The organism is Xanthomonas sp. SS, from assembly GCF_014236835.1.
Classification (GTDB): domain Bacteria; phylum Pseudomonadota; class Gammaproteobacteria; order Xanthomonadales; family Xanthomonadaceae; genus Xanthomonas_A.
Window position 1 is genome coordinate 1358976 of the sequence record NZ_CP051190.1, and the last position, 19086, is coordinate 1378061.

Sequence of the window (19086 nt, forward strand, 5' to 3'; positions counted from 1 at the left end):
CTGCGTTGAACCCCCTTTCGGCTCAGGAGCCATATAGGTATCCCCATGAACAAGACCACCCGCGTACTGCTTGTTTCGCTGTTGTCCGTTGCAGCTCTGGCCGGCTGCTCCAAGAAGGTCAAGGAAGTTCCCCAGACCGACACCACCGGCACCACCGGTTCCACCACCCCGACCGGCCCGTCGACCTCCGGCCTGTACGGCCCGGGCGATCTGGATACCGATGCTTGCCTGCGCCAGCGCGTGGTCTACTTCGATCTGGACCAGGACTCGCTGAAGCCGGAGTTCCAGGCGATCATGGCCTGCCACGCGAAGTACCTGCGTGACCGTCCGTCCTCGCGCATCACCCTGCAGGGCAATGCCGACGAGCGCGGTGCGCGCGAGTACAACATGGGCCTGGGCGAGCGTCGTGGCAACGCCGTGTCTTCGGCGCTGCAGGCTGCCGGCGGTTCGGCTGCGCAGCTGACCGTGGTCAGCTACGGCGAAGAGCGTCCGGTGTGCACCGAGTCGGGCGAGTCCTGCTGGTCGCAGAACCGCCGCGTCGAGATCGTGTACACGGCTCAGTAATAGATGCGTATCGGTGTCCTCACATCGATGATCGTCGCGGCGGCCCTGGTGGCCGCCGCGCCGGCTCATGCGCAGCGCGCAAGTCTTGCCGATCGCGTGTCCGCGCTCGAGCAGCAGGCAATGAACACCCAGGGCAACACCGACATGCTGAACCAGCTCAACCAGCTGCGGACGCAGGTGCAGTCGCTGGAAGCCACGATCGAGCAGTTGCAGCACGATAACGAACAACTCAAGCAGCGCGCCAAGGACCAGTATCTGGACCTGGACGGCCGCCTGAACCGGATCGAGGGTGGCGCGACGCCGCCGTTGCCGCCGGCTGGGGCTGCCGCACCCGCCGCTTCCGCACCCGCTGCCAAGCCGGCTGCCGCCGTTTCCGAACGGCCGCCGTCGGTGCATGGCGACGCCGGCACGCTCGCCGCCAGCGGCGACGAGCGCACCAGCTACAACGTCGCCTTTGATGCGCTGAAGGCCGGCAAATACGCCGACTCGGCGAATCTGTTCCAGAGCTTTCTCGAGCTGTACCCGAACGGCGTCTACGCCCCCAATGCCTTGTATTGGCTGGGCGAGAGCTATTACGCCACCAAGAATTTCCCGCTGGCCGAGGCGCAGTTCCGCGACCTGATCGGCCGCTACCCGACCCACGACAAGGCCTCCGGCGCCCTGCTCAAGCTGGGCCTGTCCCAGTACGGCGAAGGCCGCGCCCAGGATGCCGAGCAGACCCTCCAGCAGGTGATCAGCCAGTATCCGGGATCGGATGCCGCGCGCACCGCGCAGGACCGCCTGCAGTCGATCCGCATCGGCCAGCAGCTGCGCTGAGCCCCCGAACGCTGCCGCCATCGTCGCGGGGGCATACTTTCCCGCCATGGCCGCCGTTCCCAGCGATATCGTACAAAGCCCGCTGCCGCGCCTGAAGCTGACGGAGATCTTCCTGTCGCTGCAGGGAGAGGCCGAGAGCGCCGGCTGGCCGACCGTGTTCGTGCGCCTGACCGGCTGCCCGCTGCGCTGCAGCTATTGCGACACCGCCTACGCCTTCCATGGCGGCCAGTGGTGGGACATCGATGCGATCCTGGCCGAAGTGGCGCGGCATGGCGTGCGCCATGTCTGCGTGACCGGCGGCGAGCCGCTGGCGCAGAAGCGCTGCCTGCGCCTGCTCGAGCAGCTGTGCGACGCCGGCTACGACGTATCGCTGGAAACCTCCGGCGCGCTGGACATCGCCGAAGTGGACCCGCGTGTATCGCGGGTGCTCGACATCAAGACCCCGGCCTCGCAGGAAGCGCATCGCAACCGCTGGGAGAACCTGCCGCTGCTGACCGCCCGCGACCAGATCAAGTTCGTGCTGTGCGGTCGCGCCGACTACGACTGGGCGCGCGCGATCGTCGCCGAACACCGCCTGCACGAGCGCTGCACCGTATGGTTCTCGCCGAGCAAGAGCGAACTGGCGCCGCGCGACCTGGCCGACTGGATCGTCGCCGACCGCCTGCCGGTGCGCTTCCAGATGCAGTTGCACAAGCTGCTGTGGAACGACGAGCCGGGCCGGTAAGAAGCCGGGATTGGGCATTCGGGATTGGGGATTCGCAGAAGCCCTCGCCGACGTCCGATCGCGTGCTGTAGCTTTTGCAAATCCCCAATCTCCAATCCCAAATCCCGGCCCCCCAATGAAAAACGCCGTCGTCCTACTCTCAGGTGGCATGGATTCCGCCGTCGTCGTCGCCATCGCCCGCGAGCAGGGCTATGCCGTGCATGCGCTGAGCGTCCGCTATGGGCAGCGGCATACCTCCGAACTGGACGCGGCCACGCGCGTGGCCGCCGCGCTCGGCGCGGTGGCGCACAAGACCGTCAACGTCGACCTGCGCAGCATCGGCGGCTCCGCGTTGACCGACGACATCGAGGTGCCGGACGCCGGCGGCGAGGGCATCCCGGTGACCTACGTGCCGGCGCGCAACACCATCATGCTGTCGGTGGCGCTGGGCTGGGCCGAGGTGCTGGGCGCGGCGGACATCTTCTGCGGCGTCAACGCGGTGGACTATTCCGGTTACCCCGACTGCCGTCCCGAGTTCATCGACGCGTTCCAGACCCTGGCCAACCTGGCGACCAAGGCCGGCGTCGAAGGCGCCGGCCTGCGCGTGCACGCGCCGCTGCAGCGCATGAGCAAGGCCGACATCGTGCGCGAAGGCGAGCGTCTGGGCGTGGATTTCGGCCTCACCGTGTCCTGCTACCGCGCCGATGCCGACGGCCGCGCCTGCGGCCACTGCGACGCCTGCCGCCTGCGCGCCGCCGGCTTCGCCGATGCCGGCGTGGCCGACCCGACCCGCTACGCCTGATTTCGCGTTGACGCGGGGCTGGGGTAGAATACGCACCCCGGCGCAAGGCCGGGGTGTTGTTTTGGGCCGTTAGCTCAGTCGGTAGAGCAGAAGACTTTTAATCTTTTGGTCGATGGTTCGAATCCATCACGGCCCACCAATTCGATCAGCGATTCAAGCGTCGTCTTCGCTGGTTTCGCCACCGCCTCTTGAAATCACGCCTGAAAACGCTGGCGGTGAACGGGCACGCGGAACTTTGGTTGCCGCAGTGAGTGCAGCGCCGGAAATACGTCGAGCAAATCCGCAGGCAGCTTTCGTTAGTCGAAGCCTCTTTGCCGTGCATCCAGACGCCTGACCGCAAGTCACTGTGCGAAAGGCTTCGGTCGCGACACATGCAGCAACTGAGCATGTCCTCGGTTCAAGCGCGTTGCCGGTCGCCCTGCATGCCGCGCGCCGCCGTGCGCAGCGCCTGGCCGATGTGCTGCAGCACGCTTGAGCGCACCGCCGCGTGCTGCCAATACAGCGGCACGTCGAGCCAGCGCTGCGGATCGATGACGACGATCCGCTTCTCGCGCAATCCGGACGTGAGCATCTGCTCGGGGGCGAGGCACCATCCGAGGCCGCGCGCGGCGGCTTCGACGAAGCCGGTCGAGGTCGGCAGGTAGTGGATCGGCGGGCTCAGGCGGGTGCGGGTGATGCGCCGCACGAAGCGGGCCTGCAGCGCATCCTTGCGGTTGAACACCATCATCGGTGCCTGTGCCAGCGCGGCCGCTGTGAATCCTGCGGCGAAGTGGCGCGCGACGAACGCCGGCGAGGCGATCGCGTGGTAGCGCATGCTGCCCAGGGCATGCACGTTGCAGCCCTGCAGCGGCTTGCTCGCGGACGTGACCGCACCGAGCACAGTGCCGTTGCGCAGCAGTTCCAGCGTGTGGTCCTGGTCGTCCACGTGCACGTCGAACAGGAAACCGTGCGCGTCGTGCAGGGCCGACAGCGCGGCGAGAAACCAGGTCTGCAGCGAGTCGTCGTTGACCGCGATCGCGATGCTGCGCGCGGGTCCGGCGTCGGCCGCGCTCGGCCGGAAATCGGCCATCGCCTCGGCCTCCAGCGCCTGCATCGGCCGCACCCGGCGCAGCAGCGCTTCGCCTGCAGGCGTCGGCCGGCAGGGCGACTGGCGCACCACCAGCACCTGCCCGAGGCGGTCCTCGAGCGCCTTGATTCGTTGCGAGATCGCCGACGGCGTCAGCGACAGCCGGCGCGCGGCGGCCTCGAAGCTGCCTTCGTCGAGCACGGCGGCGAATGCCGACAGTTGCGGATGAAGCAGGTCCATGCATTCGGCCGATTAGAATTTCTTCATAGCCTACAGAATATTTAGTTTGGCTAATCACCCTGCCCAGGCCAGCATGCGCTTCCCGCAGTCCTGGCCATCCTCATGATTCTCGAAGCATCGCTTGCCGGCTTCATCGCCGGTGCCGGCTTGATCGTCGCGATCGGCGCGCAGAACGCGTTCGTCCTGCGCCAGGGCTTGCAGCGGCAGCAGGTGGGCATGGTGGTGGCGGTCTGCGCAGTCGGGGATATCGCCTTGATCGTGCTCGGGGTCGCCGGCATCGGCGCGCTGGTGCAGCAATGGCCCGCACTGCTGCAGGTGCTGCGCTATGCAGGCGCGGCCTTCCTCGGCGTCTACGGCCTGATGGCGGCGCAACGCGCATGGCGCGGTGCCGGCGCATTGAAGGCGCAGGGCGAGACGCCGGCGAACTGGCGCCGCGTGCTGCTGACCTGCCTGGGCTTCACGTTTCTCAACCCGCACGTGTATCTCGATACGATGGTCCTGCTCGGCAGCCTGTCCACCCGCTATCCGGGCGCGCTGCGCTGGGCGTTCGCGTGCGGCGCCTGCCTGGCGAGCGTGGCCTGGTTCTGCAGCCTGGGCTATGGCGCGCGATTGCTGCAGCCGCTGTTCCGCAAGCCCGGCGCATGGCGGGTGTTGGACGCCTGCATCGCGGTGTTCATGCTGGTGCTCTGCCTATTGCTGCTGCTGCGACCGCTCGGCTGACGCGCTCGGCCGCAATGCGAGGTACTGCAACGGCACGCGCCGGGTGCGGTTACGCCAGCGGCAAGCAGCCGCAAGCCAAGCGCCGGCCACGCGTGGTCGCTACGCGGAGGCGGGCGCGCTCCTGAGCATCCCGGCCAGGCTTTCGCTCAGGATCATTTGCAGGTGCATGCGCTTGAGTTCCACGCCCATCATCATCAGTTGCAGGCCGGCGCACATCGCCGCGACCGCGTAGACGCGCGCCTGGAATTCCTGCTCGCTGCCGTTCCAGCTGCCGTGTTCGCGCAACAGCCGCTTGAGCATGTTGCCGAGATGTTCGACCAGGGAGACGGCCAGACGCCGCGCATACGCGGTCAGCTCGGGGTCGCGCGCGGCGGCCAGGTCCATTTCCAGGTTGAACCTCAACCGCCGCTCGTCGACCTCGGACAGCAGCCATTCTTCCAGCGTGCCGGCGATGAAGTCGGTCGCGTCCAGGTGCGGCGGCCGTTCGGTCGTCCACATCGCGCGCAGCGACCTCTCGTAGCTGCGCTCCATCAGCGCCCGCACCAATCCGCGCCTGTCGCCGAAGCGCCGGCGCAATGCGCTGCAGGAGACGTCGCTGGTCTCGGCGATCAGTTCGAAGGTGGTCGCGCCGACACCCTTGTCGGCGATGCACTGTTCGGCCGCGTCCAACGCGGCGTCGTAGCGGCGTTGCTCGCGTTCCCTGGCGCTGCGCAGGTCAACGAGGTTGGACATGGAGATCGATCCTGGACGGGAATGTACATGGTGACGCGGTTGTGCCGTTGGCGCCATGCCGGACCAGCGCGAGTGCGGAGTTGCGCTACGGGGACGACGGCGGCCGAATCATGTCTTCGCGTATAATAATCATTCTCGTTAATGGGCGGCGCCTGGATGGTGCCGTCTCGTGCCCAAGGACCCGTTGATGCGTTTGCCGCTTTCCCTGTTCGCCGCGATGTTGCCGGCGACGGCCGCCATTCCCGATGCCCGGGCGCAGTCGCCCGCCACGCAAACGCTGGACGCCGTGGTCGTCAGTGCATCGCGTACCGACCAACCCGCGGACACGGCGCCGCAGACCGTGGTGGTGATCGACCAGCAGGAGATCGCCCAGCAGCTCAGCATCAGCAGCAATTCGTCGGATCTGCTGTCCAGCCTGCTGCCGTCGTATACGCCCAGCCGCGGCAAGATGAACGGCAGCGGCGAGACCTTGCGCGGACGCACGCCGCTGATCCTGGTCGATGGCATCCCGCAGTCCAATCCGCTGCGCCCGACCGGGCGCGAAGCGCACACCATCGACTATGCGATGGTCGAGCGCATCGAGGTGATCCAGGGCGCCAACGCGATGAATGGCCTGGGCGCTACCGGCGGCACCATCAACCTGGTCACGCGCCGCCCGCAGCCGGGCACGCTCAACCAGCATGTCGAGGTGCAGGCCACCGTGCCGACCACCGACGTCGACGCCGAGACCACTAGCTACAGGACCAGCTACCGCATCGACGGGCGCCGCGACAAGCTCGACTACCTGCTCGCGGTCGGCTACGAGGACCAGGGCCTGTACCTGGACGGCGACGGGCGCGCGATCGGCACCGACGTGACCCAGGGCGATCTGATGGCCACGCGCGCCTACGACGTGCACGCCAAGCTGGGCTACTGGATCGACGACCGGCAGGAACTGCAGTTCAGTTCAAACCGCTACCGGATCAAGTCCAAGGCCGAGTACCTCGGCGTGGCCGGCGATCGCGATCTCGGCATCCCGACTACGTCGGTGCGCGGCCGGCCCGAAGGCACGCCGCCGTGGAACGACGTATGGACCACCGGCCTGTCCTATGCCCATCACGACCTGGCGGGCATGGAACTGAAGGCGATGGTGTTCAACCAGGAATTCGAAGGCCTGTTCGGCGCCGACAACTCGGCGACCTTCCAGGATCCGCGTATCGCGCCCAACGGCACGCTGTACGACCAGTCGCGTTCGGTCGCGTCCAAGTGGGGGTCCAAGACCAGTCTCGGCAAGGACGACCTGTTCGACGGCCGGCTCAAGCTCACCGGCGGCTTCGACACCCTGTGGGACAGCGGCAAGCAGGACCTGTACGGCACCGGCCGCACCTATGTGCCCGAGTCGGAGTACCGCGACCTGGCCGCGTTCCTGCAGGGCGAATACCGGCTGCTGCCGCAGCTGACCGTGCATGGCGGCGTGCGCCACGAAGACGCGAAGCTGAGCATCGACAGCTACCAGACCCTGGCCCGCTACAACCGGGTGCAGGTGCAGGGCGGCAGCCTGTCCTTCGCCGAGACGCTGTACAACGCCGGCGCGGTGCTGGCGCCGAGCGAGCGCTTCAATGTCTTCGCCAGCTATTCCGAAGGCTTCGGCATGCCCGACGTGGGCCGTGTGCTGCGCTCGATCAACACGCCCGGCACCAGCGTCGCCAGCCTGAGCGCGCTGCAGCCGGTGCTGACCCGCAATATCGAACTGGGCACGCGCCTACGCGGCGCGGCGTGGGATGTCGATGTCGGCGTGTTCCAGTCGCGCTCGGACTACGGCACCCGCGTGATCGCGGTGGACGGCGCGTTCCAGATGGCGCGGGAGAAGACCCGCATCGAGGGCGTGGACGCCAGCGCCAAGTACCGGCTCAACGAGCGGCAGCGCCTCGGCCTGGCCTATGCGTACACGCGCGGGCGCTACGACAGCGACGGCAATGGCAGCCTGGACGCGCATCTGGACGGGCTGAACATCGCGCCCAACCGGGTCATCGGCAGTTGGTCGTCGCAATGGACGCCGCGGCTGTCCAGCTTCGTGCAGGCGCAATACGCGTTCAGCCGCAGCTTCGACGATCCGCAAAAGCGCTTCAGCGGCTACGCGCTGGTCGATGCGGCGCTGAACTACCGGCTGCGCCAGGGCGAACTGCGCCTGGCCGTGGCCAACCTGCTCGATCGCCAGTACATCACCTACTACTCGCAGAGCGCGCTGGTCGAACCGGACCGCTACTTCGCCGGGCGCGGGCGCACGCTGACGGTGGGCTACAGCCTGGATTTCTGATCTGCGTGGCGGCTGCTGCGCGGCGCAGGCGCGGAATGTGCGGGGTTCGTGTGTTGCTGCTGGCACGTCGCGACGTGCTTTGGTCTGGCGACGGATGCGGGATGCGGCGGAAGTGGACGTTCCGCCTGCCGATCCTGCCCCAGCGAATTCTCTTGCGCGTCGCGACGCTGGAGCCTGGCTTGGCGCACACGCTGGCTGGCGCGCGTGCCGAATCGTTGGTTGCCTATGGACCTCGGCGTGACGGGTGCGTGCTCGCGCGATGCTGGCGCAAGCACATAGCCTCTACTGCGTAGTGGCTGGCTAGCGGCTACCAGCCGCCGTAGGGATAGCCATAGCCGCCGCGGCCGTAATAGCCGCCATGGCCTTCGCTCTGGCCGACGCTGATGCTGATGCCGACTTCGCGCGGCTTGCCGTCGTCGTTGTAGTAGGTCTTGCACAGGTTGAGGTTGGCGGCCTGGTAGTTGCTGTTGCCGCCGCGCGAGGAATAGCCGAAGCCGGTGGCGACGCTGCCGTGCACGTCGCCCTTGCAGCGGTCGGCGCGCGCCTGCTCGGCCTCGGCCAGGGCCTGTGTGGCCGCCGCCTTCTGCGCCGAAGCCGAGGTGCCGCTGGTGTCGCCGTAGTAGGCGCCGGGCGGATCGGCCTTGTACACCGGGTCGGTGCCGTAGGTGATCGGCTGCTGCGGCACGCTCAGGTCCAGCGCGCGCTTGGCCGCTTCGCTGTCGCTGCTGCCGGAACCGCCGTCGGCGGAGGTTTGCGCCATTGCCGGGCCGGCGAGCAGGGCGCAGGCAAGCAGAAGGGATCGTTTCATCGGACGTACGCCAAGGAAAGAGGGACTGGATGGCGGCAGCCGCCGCTGCGCGCCGCCATGAGCCGACGCTATCAATATCACGTTGAACCCGGCCTGTCGGCGCCGGGGAATTTTCTTGCCGGCGCCGGCCATCTTTCGCGATGCGGCGGCAAGCGCCGTCTTCCGCCTACTGCCGCTAGCCCTGCTGCAGCACGATATCGACCAACTGCTGGCCGTAGCGGGCCAGTTTGGTGCCGCCGATGCCGCCGACATGGGCCAGTTCGTCCAGGCTGGTCGGGCGCTGTTCGGCGATATTGCGCAGGGTGCTGTCGTGGAAGATCACGAACGCCGGCACGTTCTGCTCCTTGGCCAGGCCGGCGCGCAGGTCGCGCAGCGCGTTGAACAGGCTCAGGTCCTGCGGCTGCACCGGCACGCCGGTGCGCGGGCTGCCGCTGCGGTCGCCGCGTTCGCGGCCGCGGCTGGGCGCCTCGCGGCGCATCATGATCTGGCGTTCGCCCTTGAGCACCTGGCGGCTGGCGTCGGTCAGGCGCAGCCCGCCGTAGGCGTCGCTGTCCACTTCCAGCAGCCCGGTGGCGACCAGCTGCCGGAACACGCCGCGCCAGGCGCGCGCGTCCAGGTCCTTGCCGATGCCGTAGGTGCTGAGCTGGTCGTGGCCGAACTGCTTGATCTTCTCGCCGTCGCTGCCGCGCAGGATGTCGATCAGGTGGCCGACGCCGAAGCGCTGGCCGCTGCGGTAGACGCAGCTCAGCGCCTTCTGCACGGCCACGGTGGCGTCCCAGGCCGCGGCCGGGGTCAGGCAGTTGTCGCAGTTGCCGCAGGGCTGCGGATAGGTCTCGCCGAAGCCGGCCAGCAGCACCTGGCGGCGGCATTGCATCGATTCGCAATAGCCCAGCAACTGGTCGAGCTTGCGCCGCTCCACCCGCTTGCGGTCTTCGCCGGCTTCGCCCTTTTCGATCATCTGCTTGAGCAGCACCACGTCGCCCAGGCCGTAGCACAGCCAGGCCTCGGCGGCTTCGCCGTCGCGCCCGGCGCGGCCGGTTTCCTGGTAGTAGCCTTCCAGCGACTTGGGCAGATCGGTATGCGCGACGAAGCGCACGTCCGGCTTGTCGATGCCCATGCCGAAGGCGATGGTGGCGCACATCACGATGCCGTCCTCGCGCAGGAAGCGGCGCTGGTTGGCGGCACGCACCTCGGCCGGCAGGCCGGCGTGGTAGGGCAGGGCGTTGAGTCCTTCCTTGGCCAGGAACTCGGCGGTCTCCTCGACCTTGCGCCGCGACATGCAGTAGACGATGCCGGCGCTGCCGCGGTGCACGCGCAGGAAATCCAGCAACTGGCGCTTGCTGTTGTCCTTCTGCACCACGGTGTAGCGGATGTTGGGACGGTCGAAGGAGCTGACAAAGTGGCGCGCCTGGGTCAGGTCCAGGCGTTCGGCGATCTCGCGCTGGGTCGGCGGATCGGCGGTGGCGGTCAGGGCGATGCGCGGGATCTGCGGCCAGCGCTCGTGCAGCACGGTGAGCTGCCGGTACTCGGGGCGGAAATCGTGGCCCCATTGCGACACGCAGTGCGCCTCGTCGATCGCGAACAGGGCGATGCGGCTGCGTTCGAGCAGCGACAGGAAGCGCGGGGTCAGCAGGCGTTCGGGAGCGACGTACAGCAGGTCCAGCTCGCCGGCCAGCAGCTCGCGCTCGACCCGCTGCGCGGTTTCGCCGTCCAGCGTGGAATTGAGGTATTCGGCGCGCACGCCGAGCTGGCGCAGCGCTTCGACCTGGTCCTGCATCAGCGCGATCAGCGGCGAGATGACGATGCCGGTGCCGTCGCGCAGCAGCGAGGGGATCTGGTAGCACAGCGACTTGCCGCCGCCGGTGGGCATCAGCACCAGCGCGTCCTGGCCGGCAGCGACGTGTTCGACGATGTCCTGCTGTGGACCGCGGAACTGGTCGTAGCCGAACACGCGGCCGAGTACGGAATGGGCGGAAGATTGCATGCGCCTAGGATACCGCGTAGGTCAAGCGCGGCAGTGCGCCGCTGCCACGCAGCGCGATGTCAGGCGCCAGCGGCCGCGTGCGTAGGCATCGACCGACGCGCGCGGCGCCTGCCGATGAAGTGGCCGATCAGCAGCACCGGCAACGCGACCAGCAGCGCCACCGAGCAGGCCAGCACCGGCGCGATCATCGCCAGCACTTGCGCGGTATCGTCGGCGTCGTATCCGCGCGCCCGCACCGCCATCGCCACCAGGCCCAGGCCGCTCAGCAGCACCAGCAGCGCCAGTGCGGTCATCTTCGGCACGCTGCGCTGCTGCGGCTGGCAGCAGTCCACTGCCAGGGCCAGGGCGACGCACGCGGCCCATACCCCGGCGAACCAGTTCAGCGCGGGGACGAGAAAACTGATGCTGTAGCCGATCGCGGTGAGCACGGCGAGCAACAACGCGACCAGGCCATGTCCGCTATTGGTGGGCACGCCCGAGTCGCCGAGCTGCCACAACGCATAAAAGCCGGCGGCCAAGCCAGCCGCGATAGCGACGACGCATCCCAGCACGATGGCCAGCAGCGGGCGACGCAGCGAGGGATACGCAGCACTCATCGAACGTCCATGTGGGCGGGCCGCGACCCTGGTGCGTCAGTATGCAGGATGTACGTGAGGCAGGAGGCCTCTTGCGCAGAAGCTTCCAGCGTGCAAGCCCCCTTGAGTCAAGGGGGCGCGCCGACAGGCGCGGGGTTGTGGCAGGCGAGTGAGCAGGGGCCCAAAGTTTCGCCATCGGCGAAACTTTGGGTAAGCCCGCCAGGGGGCGAAGCCCCAGGGCTTATTGCAGCAGCGACCGCAGCATCCACGCGTACTTCTCGTGGGTCTGCAGGCGCTGGGTCAGCATGTCCACCGACGGGTCGTCGCCGGCATCGTCGGCGGTCTTGAGCGCCTTGCGCGCGGTGCGGCACAGCGCCTCGTTGCCGACCACCAGCTGGCGCACCATCTCGCGCCAGTCGGCGCTGTCGCTCAGGCCCGGCTCTTCCGGGATCGAGGTCAGCGCGGCGAATTCCTTGTACGAACCCGGCGCGTTGAAGCCCAGCGCGCGGATGCGCTCGGCGACGTCGTCCAGCGCCGCCCACTGCTCGGTGTACTGGGTCTCGAACATCAGGTGCAGCGAGTTGAACATCGACCCGGTCACGTTCCAGTGGAAGTTGTGGGTCTTCAGGTACAGCGTGAACGCGTCGGCCATGAAGTGCGACAGGCCGTCGGCGATCTTCTTGCGGTCGCCGCCACTGATCCCGATATCGATGTTGGGCGCGGACGGCGCCAGCGCCGCCAGCGGCGTGGTGGACGCGGCCTGCTTGGCGGGGCTCTTGGTCTTGCCGGGGGTCTTGCTCTTGGCCATCAGGGAATCCTCTTGAGGGGTTGGGAACGATATGGCGTCACAATAGACAGACTAAAGCATGCGCTGTTATTCAAAGTTCAACGGCACCCGATTGATGAGCACTATCGAAAAACACCTGGCCACCCGCCTGCGCGAGCGCCGCGACGCGATCGACGGGGCGCTGACCCGCGACCGCGGCCGCCTGTTCGGCCTATGGTCGCGCTGGCAGGCCGCGCCCGGCAATCCCGCATTGGAGGCAGCGTTCGAGCAGGCGCTGGGCCAATCGCGGGCGCGCTGCGAGGCGCGTGCGGCAGCGGCGCCGGCGATCACCCTGGACGAGCAGTTGCCGATCGCGCGCGAGGCCGAGCGCATCGTGGCGCTGATCCGCGCACACCAGGTGGTGGTCATCGCCGGCGAGACCGGTTCGGGCAAGACCACGCAGCTGCCGAAGCTGTGCCTGGCCGCAGGCCGCGGCGCCGCCGGCATGATCGGCTGCACCCAGCCGCGGCGCATCGCCGCGCGCGCGGTGGCCGCGCGCGTGGCCGAGGAGCTGCGCACGCCGGTGGGCGGCGCGGTGGGCTTCCAGGTGCGCTTCAACGACCGGGTCGGCGAGGAGACCCGGATCAAGTTCATGACCGACGGCATCCTGCTGGCCGAGATCGCCAGCGATCGCTGGCTGTCCAGCTACGACACGATCATCGTCGACGAGGCGCACGAGCGCAGCCTCAACATCGATTTCCTGCTCGGCTACCTCAAGCAGCTGCTGCGCAAGCGTCCGGAGCTGAAGGTGATCGTGACCTCGGCGACGATCGACACCGCGCGCTTCGCCGAGCATTTCGACGGCGCGCCGGTGATCAGCGTCGAGGGCCGCACGTTCCCGGTGGAAGTGCGCTACCGGCCGCTGGAAGAGCCGGGATTGGAGAGTGGGGATTCGGGATTGGCAGAAGCGCGAGAAGGCCAACGTTCGCCGCGAACGGCCGTTGCGACTCCCGACTCCCGACTCCCCAATCCCGGCCTCACCGTCAACGATGCGATCGTGGCGGCGGTGGACGAGATCACCCGGCTCGACCCGCGCGGCGACGTGTTGCTGTTCCTGCCCGGCGAGCGCGAGATCCGCGATGCGCACCAGGCGCTGGAGCGGCGCAAGTACCGCGAGACCGAAGTGCTGCCGCTGTACGCGCGGCTGTCCAACAGCGACCAGGACCGGGTGTTCAATCCCGGCCCGCGGCGGCGCCTGGTGCTGGCCACCAACGTCGCCGAGACCTCGCTGACGGTGCCGCGGATCCGCTACGTGGTCGATCCCGGCTATGCGCGGGTCAAGCGCTACAGCCCTCGGCAGAAGCTGGACCGGCTGCACATCGAACCGATCTCGCAGGCCAGCGCCAACCAGCGCAAGGGCCGCTGCGGGCGCGTGGCCGAGGGCATCTGCTACCGGCTGTACGCCGAGGCCGATTTCCAGGCGCGGCCGGAGTTCACCGATCCGGAGATCCGCCGTTCCAGCCTGGCCGGGGTGATCCTGCGCATGCTGCAACTGGGCCTGGGGCGGATCGAGGACTTCCCGTTCCTGGAGCCGCCGGACGAGCGCGCGGTGGCCGACGGCTGGCAGCAGCTGGTGGAACTGGGCGCGGTCGGCGAGCCCGACCGCCATGGGCTGCGCAAGCTGACCGAGATCGGCCGCAAGATGGCGCGGCTGCCGGTGGACGTGAAGCTGGCGCGGATGCTGGTGGCCGCGCAGCAGCACGGCTGCCTGCGGCCGATGCTGGTGATCGCCGCGTTCCTGGGCATCCAGGACCCGCGCGAGCGCCCGCCGGAAGCGCGCGAGGCGGCCGATAACGCGCACGCCAGGTTCGCCGATGCGCGCTCGGAATTCGTCGGCATCCTGCGCCTGTGGGACGGCTACCGGCAGGCGCACGAGGAGTTGACCCAGTCCAAGTTGCGCGACTGGTGCGGGCGCAACTTCCTCGGTTTCCTGCGCATGCGCGAATGGCGCGAACTGCATCGCCAACTGCACCTGCTGTGCGAGGAACTGGGCTGGAGCGAGGAGCCGGCGGCGGCCTCGCTGCTGCCGTTGCTGGCCGGCGCCGCGTCGCCGCCGCCCACCCGCGATGCCGAGACCAACGCGCGCACCACGCGTGGGCAACTGCATCGCGCCGCGCGGCTGGCGCGCGAAGGGCGCAGCGAGCCGGCGGCGGTTGCGCCAGTCGCTCCCGCGCCCGCGCCGCCACCCGTCAGCGAAACCGACGACGCGCCACGTGCCAGCGAGCGCGAGCGCGCCGCCGCCTACCAGGCGCTGCACCGCGCGCTGCTCGCCGGCCTGCCGACGCAGGTCGGCCATCGCACCGAGAAGGGCGATTTCCTGGCGCCGCGGCAGCGCCGCTTCCTGCTGTTCCCCGGCTCCACGCTTGCCCGCAAGCCGCCGCCGTGGGTGCTGCCGGCCACGCTGCTGGACACGCAGAAGGTGTGGGGCATGACCAACGCCGCGGTCGAGCCGGACTGGGTCATCGCCGAGCTGCCGCACCTGCTGGCGCGCAAGCATTTCGACCCGCATTGGTCGCGCGCGCAGGGGCAGGTGCTGGCGTCGGAGCAGATCAGTCTGTTCGGGCTGGTGCTGGCGCCGAAGAAGCCGGTGCATTACGGCCGCATCGACCCGCCCGGCGCGCACGAGCTGTTCGTGCGCCAGGGCCTGGTGCCGGGCGAGATCAACACCCGTGCCAGTTTCGTCGCCGACAACCAGAAAGTGTTGGCGCAGGCGCACGAGGAAGAAGCCAAGCTGCGCCGCGCCGGCATCGTCGCCGACGAGGACTGGCAGGCGCGCTGGTACCTGGACCGGATTCCCGGCGAAATCCACTCGGCCGTCGGCCTGGACGCGTGGTGGAAGGCGCTGCCGCCGGAGCAGCGGCGCGCGCTGCACTGGTCGCTGACCGATCTGCTGCCGGGCGAAGGCAGCGAGGCCGACCGCTATCCGAAGTATTTCGCGCTGGGCGACGCGCGGCTGGCGCTGCATTACAAATTCGAACCCGGTGCGGCCGACGACGGGGTGACCCTGGAGGTGCCGCTGCACCTGCTCAATGCGCTGGATGCGGCGCGGCTGTCGTGGCTGGCGCCGGGCTTCGTCGCCGACAAGGCCGCGGCGCTGATCCGCAGCCTGCCCAAGGCGTTGCGCCGCAACTACGTGCCGGCGCCGGACTTCGCCCGCGCCTTCTACGAGGCGTTCCCGCAGCCCAGCGCCGACGACATGCGCGGCGAGCTGGCGCGCTTCCTGCAACGTGCCACCGGCGCGGCGCTGAGCGCGCTGGACTTCGACGAAAGCGCGCTGGAACCACACCTGCGCATGAACCTGCGATTGCGCGACGACGCCGGCAAGGTGCTGGCCGAAGCGCGCGACCTGGACGCGTTGCGCGCGCGCTTCGGCGACCGCGCCGGGCAGGCGTTCGCCGCCCGCGCCGGGCGCGAGATGGCCGCGGACGGGCTGCGCGAGTTCCCGTCCGCGCCGATCCCGCTGCAGGTACCGGGCGAAGCGGGGGTGCCGGCGTATCCGGCGCTGGTGGACGAAGGCGAGGCGGCGGCGCTGCGCATCTTCGCCGACCGTGCGCAGGCCGAGGCGGCGCATCCGCGCGGCGTGCGCCGCTTGCTGGAAATTGCGCTGGCCGACAAGGTCAAGCAGGCGCGCAAGCAGCTGCCGGTGTCGCCGAAGACCGGGCTGCTGTATGCGGCGATCGAGTCGCAGGAGCGCTTGCGCGGCGATCTGGTCGATGCGGCGTTGAATGCCTTGCTCGAAGATGGCCTGGATGCGATCCGCGACCCGGGCAGCTTCGCCCAGCGCCGCGATGCCGCCGGCAAGCAGTTGTTCGGCGAGGCGATGGAGCGGTTGAAGCTGGCCGAGGCGATCATGGGCGCGGCGGCGGAACTGAAACCGCAGCTGGAATCGCCGCTGATGGGCTGGGCCAGCGGCAACCTCGACGACCTGCGCGCGCAGCTGGCGGCGCTGGTGCATCCGGGCTTCCTGCGCGAAACGCCGGCGACCGCGCTGGCGCAGTTCCCGCGCTACCTGCGCGCGATGATCCTGCGCGCCGAACGCGCCAAGCGCGATCCGGCGCGCGACCAGGCGCGGATGCTGGAACTCAAGCCGTTCGTGGATGCGCTGGCCGCTGCCGCCGCGGCCGGGCGCAGCGCCGACCCGCAGTGGCAGGCACTGCGCTGGGACCTGGAGGAATTGCGCGTGTCGCTGTTCGCGCAGGAACTGGGCGCCAAGCCGGGGATCTCGGCGAAGAAGCTGGCGCAGAGAGTTACGGCGTTGAGGTGAGACTCGGGACTCGGGACTCGGGACTCGGGACTCGGGACGACAGGATGATGTTCCTGCGCAAATCGCTGTCAAGCGATTTGATGAAAAAAGTGCCGCTTTCTTTGAAGAAAAAGCGACTTTTCTAGCTGTGGATCATTCGCTTTTCTGTAGGAGCGGCTTCAGCCGCGACGCGTTATCGGTAAAGCGTCGCGGCTGAAGCCGCTCCTACAGAAAAGCAAACATGCGGCGCACTTGCGAAAATCCCGAGTCCCGAGTCTCCGATCAATCATCCACCCGCTCGCCCATCAGCTCGCGCTGGCGCTTGTCCAGCTCCTCGGCGTAACGCTTGCGTACGAAGCTCTCGGTCAGCACGCCGAGGACCTTGCCGTCGGCGTCGACCACCGCCAGTTCGTCGCTCTGGGTCAGGTCGAACTGGCGCATCGCGGTGACCACGTCGGTCTCGGCGCGTAGCGCCACGTCGCGGTTGCCGGCGTAGTCGGCAATGGCCGCGTCGGCGTTCACGCCATCGGCGTAGGCCGCGGCCAGCGTCACCAGCCCGGCGTAGTGGCCGTGTTCGTCTTCCAGCACCACGCGCACGCCCGAGCCGAGCGGGAAACGGCGGCGGAACTCGGCCACCGAGGTGCCGGCGGCGAGCGGGTGCACGTCCTGGCGCATCATCCGCCCGGCGCTCAGGTGCTTGACCCAGCCTACGTCGCGCGCGCTCTTGATGGTCTCGCCGCGCAGGTGCAGGCGCCAGGTCGAGAACGAATAGCCGAATACCTGGCGCACGATGGTGTTGGCCACCAGCACCGCCACCATCACCGCGCTGGCCAGCACGAAATCGTGGGTGCCCTCGAGCACCAGCATCGCCATCGTCATCGGCGCGCCGACCACCGCCGCAGCCAGCGCGGCCATGCCTGCCAGCGACGCGGCGGTGCCGTCGACCAGGGCCATGCCGGTGCCCAGGTTCAACAGTCCGGCGAACAGGCCGCCGACCAGCGAGCCCATGAACAGCGAGGCGAAGAACAGGCCGCCGCGGAAGCCGAAACCCAGGGAAATGCCTGAAGCCAGGCACTTGAGCAGCAACAGCACGCCCAGCCAGCGCAGCGAGGTCGGGCTGGTCAGGTCCAGGTGCAGCGCGCCGTGCCCGGAGGAGAGCACCTGCGGAGTGATCAGCGCCAGCGGGATCAGCATCAGGCCGCCGGCCACCGGCCGCGCCCAGCGCGGCAGCGGGCTGCGGTTGACCGCCTGCTCGATCGCGGTGACCAGGCGCATCACCGCCACCGCCAGCAGCGCGCAGATCACGCCGAGCAGCGCGTACAGCACGTAGTCGCGCGCTTCCAGCGCGGACGCCGCCGAAGCCGGCAGCAGATACGGCTGCACGCCGGCGGCCTGGGCCACGAACACCGCGCCCAGCGAGGCCACCGCCACCGGCGCCAGCGCCGATGGCGAATACGCGCCGATCACGATCTCGAATGCGTAGAACGCGCCGGCCAGCGGCGCGCCGAACGCGGCGGCGATGGCCGCGCCGGCGCCGGCGCCGACCAGGGTGCGGATGTCGGCGCGGCGCAGGCGCAGGATCCGCCCCAGGTGCGAGCCGCTGCCCGCGCCCATCTGCGTGTACGCCGCCTCCAGCCCGACCGAGGCGCCGCAGCCGTTGGACAGCAGGGTCTGCGCGGACACGATCAGGTTGTCGCGCATCGACATGCGCCCGCCGTACAGCGCATTGGCTTCGACCGCATCGATCAACTGGCGCTTGCGCGCGCGTGCGGCCATGCCGAGCAGGCCGACCAGCAACCCGCCCAGCGGCAGCACCAGCAACTGGCCCAGGCTCAGTTCGGGCATCGCGCTGAGCCGGGCATCCACGTCCAGGCCGTACAGCCAGGCCTGCGCGCCGTGCGCCAGGCCGCTCTGCAGCAGGGTCAGCAGGCCGGCGACCAGGCCGACCAGCAGGGCCAGCGCGATGAACCAGACATCGCTGGCGCGGAAGCGCCGGCGCAGCGCGTCGGCGAGGCTGTGCGAGGCGTCGGCCAGGCCAAGCCGCGGATGCTGGCGTACGTTCACGGCACGCGCCTTACTTGACGCGGCGCACCTTGGCCTGGGTGTTGTAGTTATCGACCTGCATGTACCACACGCCGGCGATGCCCGGCTTGATCCGCACCTTGGGCGCACTGCGGCGCACGCTGCTCAGGCTGGCGGACTCGGTCTGCTCCCATTCCTGGCCGTTGGCCAGCACGTAGCGGCGGCCCTTGGAGAAGCCGGTGAATTCGCCGACCAGGGTGCTTTCGATCGGCTCCTGGCTGCCGAAGTCGAAGAAGCCGCGGTTCTTCACGATCACTTCCTGGCGGCCTTCTTCCTTGGCTTTCTCCAGCGCCACCGCGGTCTCCTTGGCGACCTTGCCCTGCAGCCAGTCGTTCAGTGCGGTCAGTTCCTGCGGCGACAGCTTGTCCAGCCCGGCGGCCTTGAACTCCTGCGCCGACATCTGCGTCTGCAGGTCGCCGGCGACGGTGCGCTGGGCGGCGGCGGGAGCGGCGGACACGGCGAGCGCCGCGCACAGGACCAGGGGAGTGAGGCGCGCAAGCAGCATGGCGGGATCCGGGCAGTGGGATGCGGGGTAGTGTAGTCGCAAGCCGCACCGCCGGTGCCGGGTGCGTGGCGGCGCGCCGTCATGCCGGGTTGCGCGCCATCCACGCCGCCGTCGATCGCCGCTG

Annotated in this window: 15 protein-coding genes and 1 tRNA gene; 8 read left to right on the forward strand and 8 right to left on the reverse strand. The window is 68.9% G+C overall.

Features of this window, described 5'->3' with window-relative positions; genetic code table 11:
* Positions 1 to 45: 45 nt before the first annotated feature.
* The 5 genes from pal (at position 46) to HEP74_RS05700 (ending at position 3024) form a co-directional block, all read left to right on the forward strand.
* Complete coding sequence (gene pal / locus HEP74_RS05680) at positions 46 to 564, forward strand: peptidoglycan-associated lipoprotein Pal (RefSeq protein WP_185815575.1); 519 nt, start codon at positions 46 to 48, stop codon at positions 562 to 564.
* A 3-nt stretch (positions 565 to 567) separates the two neighbouring features.
* Positions 568 to 1380: a tol-pal system protein YbgF gene (ybgF, locus tag HEP74_RS05685; RefSeq protein WP_185815576.1), complete on the forward strand. Its 813-nt coding sequence runs from the start codon at positions 568 to 570 to the stop codon at positions 1378 to 1380.
* A 46-nt stretch (positions 1381 to 1426) separates the two neighbouring features.
* Positions 1427 to 2104, forward strand: coding sequence for a 7-carboxy-7-deazaguanine synthase QueE (gene queE, locus HEP74_RS05690; protein ID WP_185815577.1), 678 nt, complete (start codon positions 1427 to 1429; stop codon positions 2102 to 2104).
* 115 nt (positions 2105 to 2219) lie between these two features.
* The gene (gene queC, locus HEP74_RS05695) at positions 2220 to 2885 is read left to right on the forward strand and encodes a 7-cyano-7-deazaguanine synthase QueC (protein WP_185815578.1); all 666 of its coding nucleotides are present in this window, start codon (positions 2220 to 2222) and stop codon (positions 2883 to 2885) included.
* A gap of 63 nt (positions 2886 to 2948) precedes the next feature.
* Positions 2949 to 3024 (forward strand) — tRNA-Lys (locus HEP74_RS05700).
* Between the two features lie 258 nt (positions 3025 to 3282).
* Here the strand turns inward: HEP74_RS05700 and HEP74_RS05705 are convergent.
* Positions 3283 to 4191 carry a LysR family transcriptional regulator ArgP gene (locus HEP74_RS05705; RefSeq protein WP_185815579.1) on the reverse strand — a complete coding sequence of 303 codons (909 nt, stop codon included), beginning with the start codon at positions 4189 to 4191 and terminating at the stop codon, positions 3283 to 3285.
* A 102-nt stretch (positions 4192 to 4293) separates the two neighbouring features.
* Between HEP74_RS05705 and HEP74_RS05710 the strand changes: the two genes are divergently transcribed.
* Positions 4294 to 4911, forward strand: coding sequence for a LysE/ArgO family amino acid transporter (locus tag HEP74_RS05710; protein WP_185815580.1), 618 nt, complete (start codon positions 4294 to 4296; stop codon positions 4909 to 4911).
* Between the two features lie 99 nt (positions 4912 to 5010).
* Here HEP74_RS05710 and HEP74_RS05715 read toward each other — a convergent pair whose 3' ends face one another.
* Positions 5011 to 5643 (reverse strand): TetR/AcrR family transcriptional regulator, encoded by a 633-nt coding sequence (locus tag HEP74_RS05715; protein WP_185815581.1) that lies wholly within the window; start codon positions 5641 to 5643, stop codon positions 5011 to 5013.
* A 187-nt stretch (positions 5644 to 5830) separates the two neighbouring features.
* Between HEP74_RS05715 and HEP74_RS05720 the strand changes: the two genes are divergently transcribed.
* Complete coding sequence (locus tag HEP74_RS05720; RefSeq protein WP_185815582.1) at positions 5831 to 7939, forward strand: TonB-dependent receptor; 2109 nt, start codon at positions 5831 to 5833, stop codon at positions 7937 to 7939.
* Between the two features lie 307 nt (positions 7940 to 8246).
* Here the strand turns inward: HEP74_RS05720 and HEP74_RS05725 are convergent, their stop codons facing one another.
* From HEP74_RS05725 to HEP74_RS05740, 4 genes are all read right to left on the reverse strand, one after another.
* Positions 8247 to 8747, reverse strand: coding sequence for a hypothetical protein (locus HEP74_RS05725; protein WP_185815583.1), 501 nt, complete (start codon positions 8745 to 8747; stop codon positions 8247 to 8249).
* Between the two features lie 175 nt (positions 8748 to 8922).
* Complete coding sequence (gene recQ / locus HEP74_RS05730) at positions 8923 to 10731, reverse strand: DNA helicase RecQ (RefSeq protein ID WP_185815584.1); 1809 nt, start codon at positions 10729 to 10731, stop codon at positions 8923 to 8925.
* A gap of 59 nt (positions 10732 to 10790) precedes the next feature.
* A complete protein-coding gene (locus HEP74_RS05735) occupies positions 10791 to 11327 on the reverse strand; it encodes a hypothetical protein (protein WP_185815585.1) in 537 nt (178 codons plus the stop codon).
* A 220-nt stretch (positions 11328 to 11547) separates the two neighbouring features.
* A complete protein-coding gene (locus HEP74_RS05740) occupies positions 11548 to 12114 on the reverse strand; it encodes a Dps family protein (RefSeq protein ID WP_255423692.1) in 567 nt (188 codons plus the stop codon).
* 94 nt (positions 12115 to 12208) lie between these two features.
* Here HEP74_RS05740 and hrpA point away from each other — a divergent pair, with 94 nt between their 5' ends.
* The gene (gene hrpA / locus HEP74_RS05745) at positions 12209 to 16396 is read left to right on the forward strand and encodes an ATP-dependent RNA helicase HrpA (protein ID WP_185815586.1); all 4188 of its coding nucleotides are present in this window, start codon (positions 12209 to 12211) and stop codon (positions 16394 to 16396) included.
* Positions 16397 to 16657: 261 nt separating this feature from the next.
* Here hrpA and HEP74_RS05750 read toward each other — a convergent pair whose 3' ends face one another.
* Together HEP74_RS05750 and HEP74_RS05755 are read right to left on the reverse strand one after the other, a co-directional pair.
* Positions 16658 to 18409, reverse strand: coding sequence for a chloride channel protein (locus HEP74_RS05750; RefSeq protein WP_524540788.1), 1752 nt, complete (start codon positions 18407 to 18409; stop codon positions 16658 to 16660).
* A 40-nt stretch (positions 18410 to 18449) separates the two neighbouring features.
* Entirely contained in the window at positions 18450 to 18962 is a 513-nt protein-coding gene (locus tag HEP74_RS05755) for a hypothetical protein (protein WP_185815588.1), read from the reverse strand.
* Between the last annotated feature and the right edge of the window lie 124 nt (positions 18963 to 19086).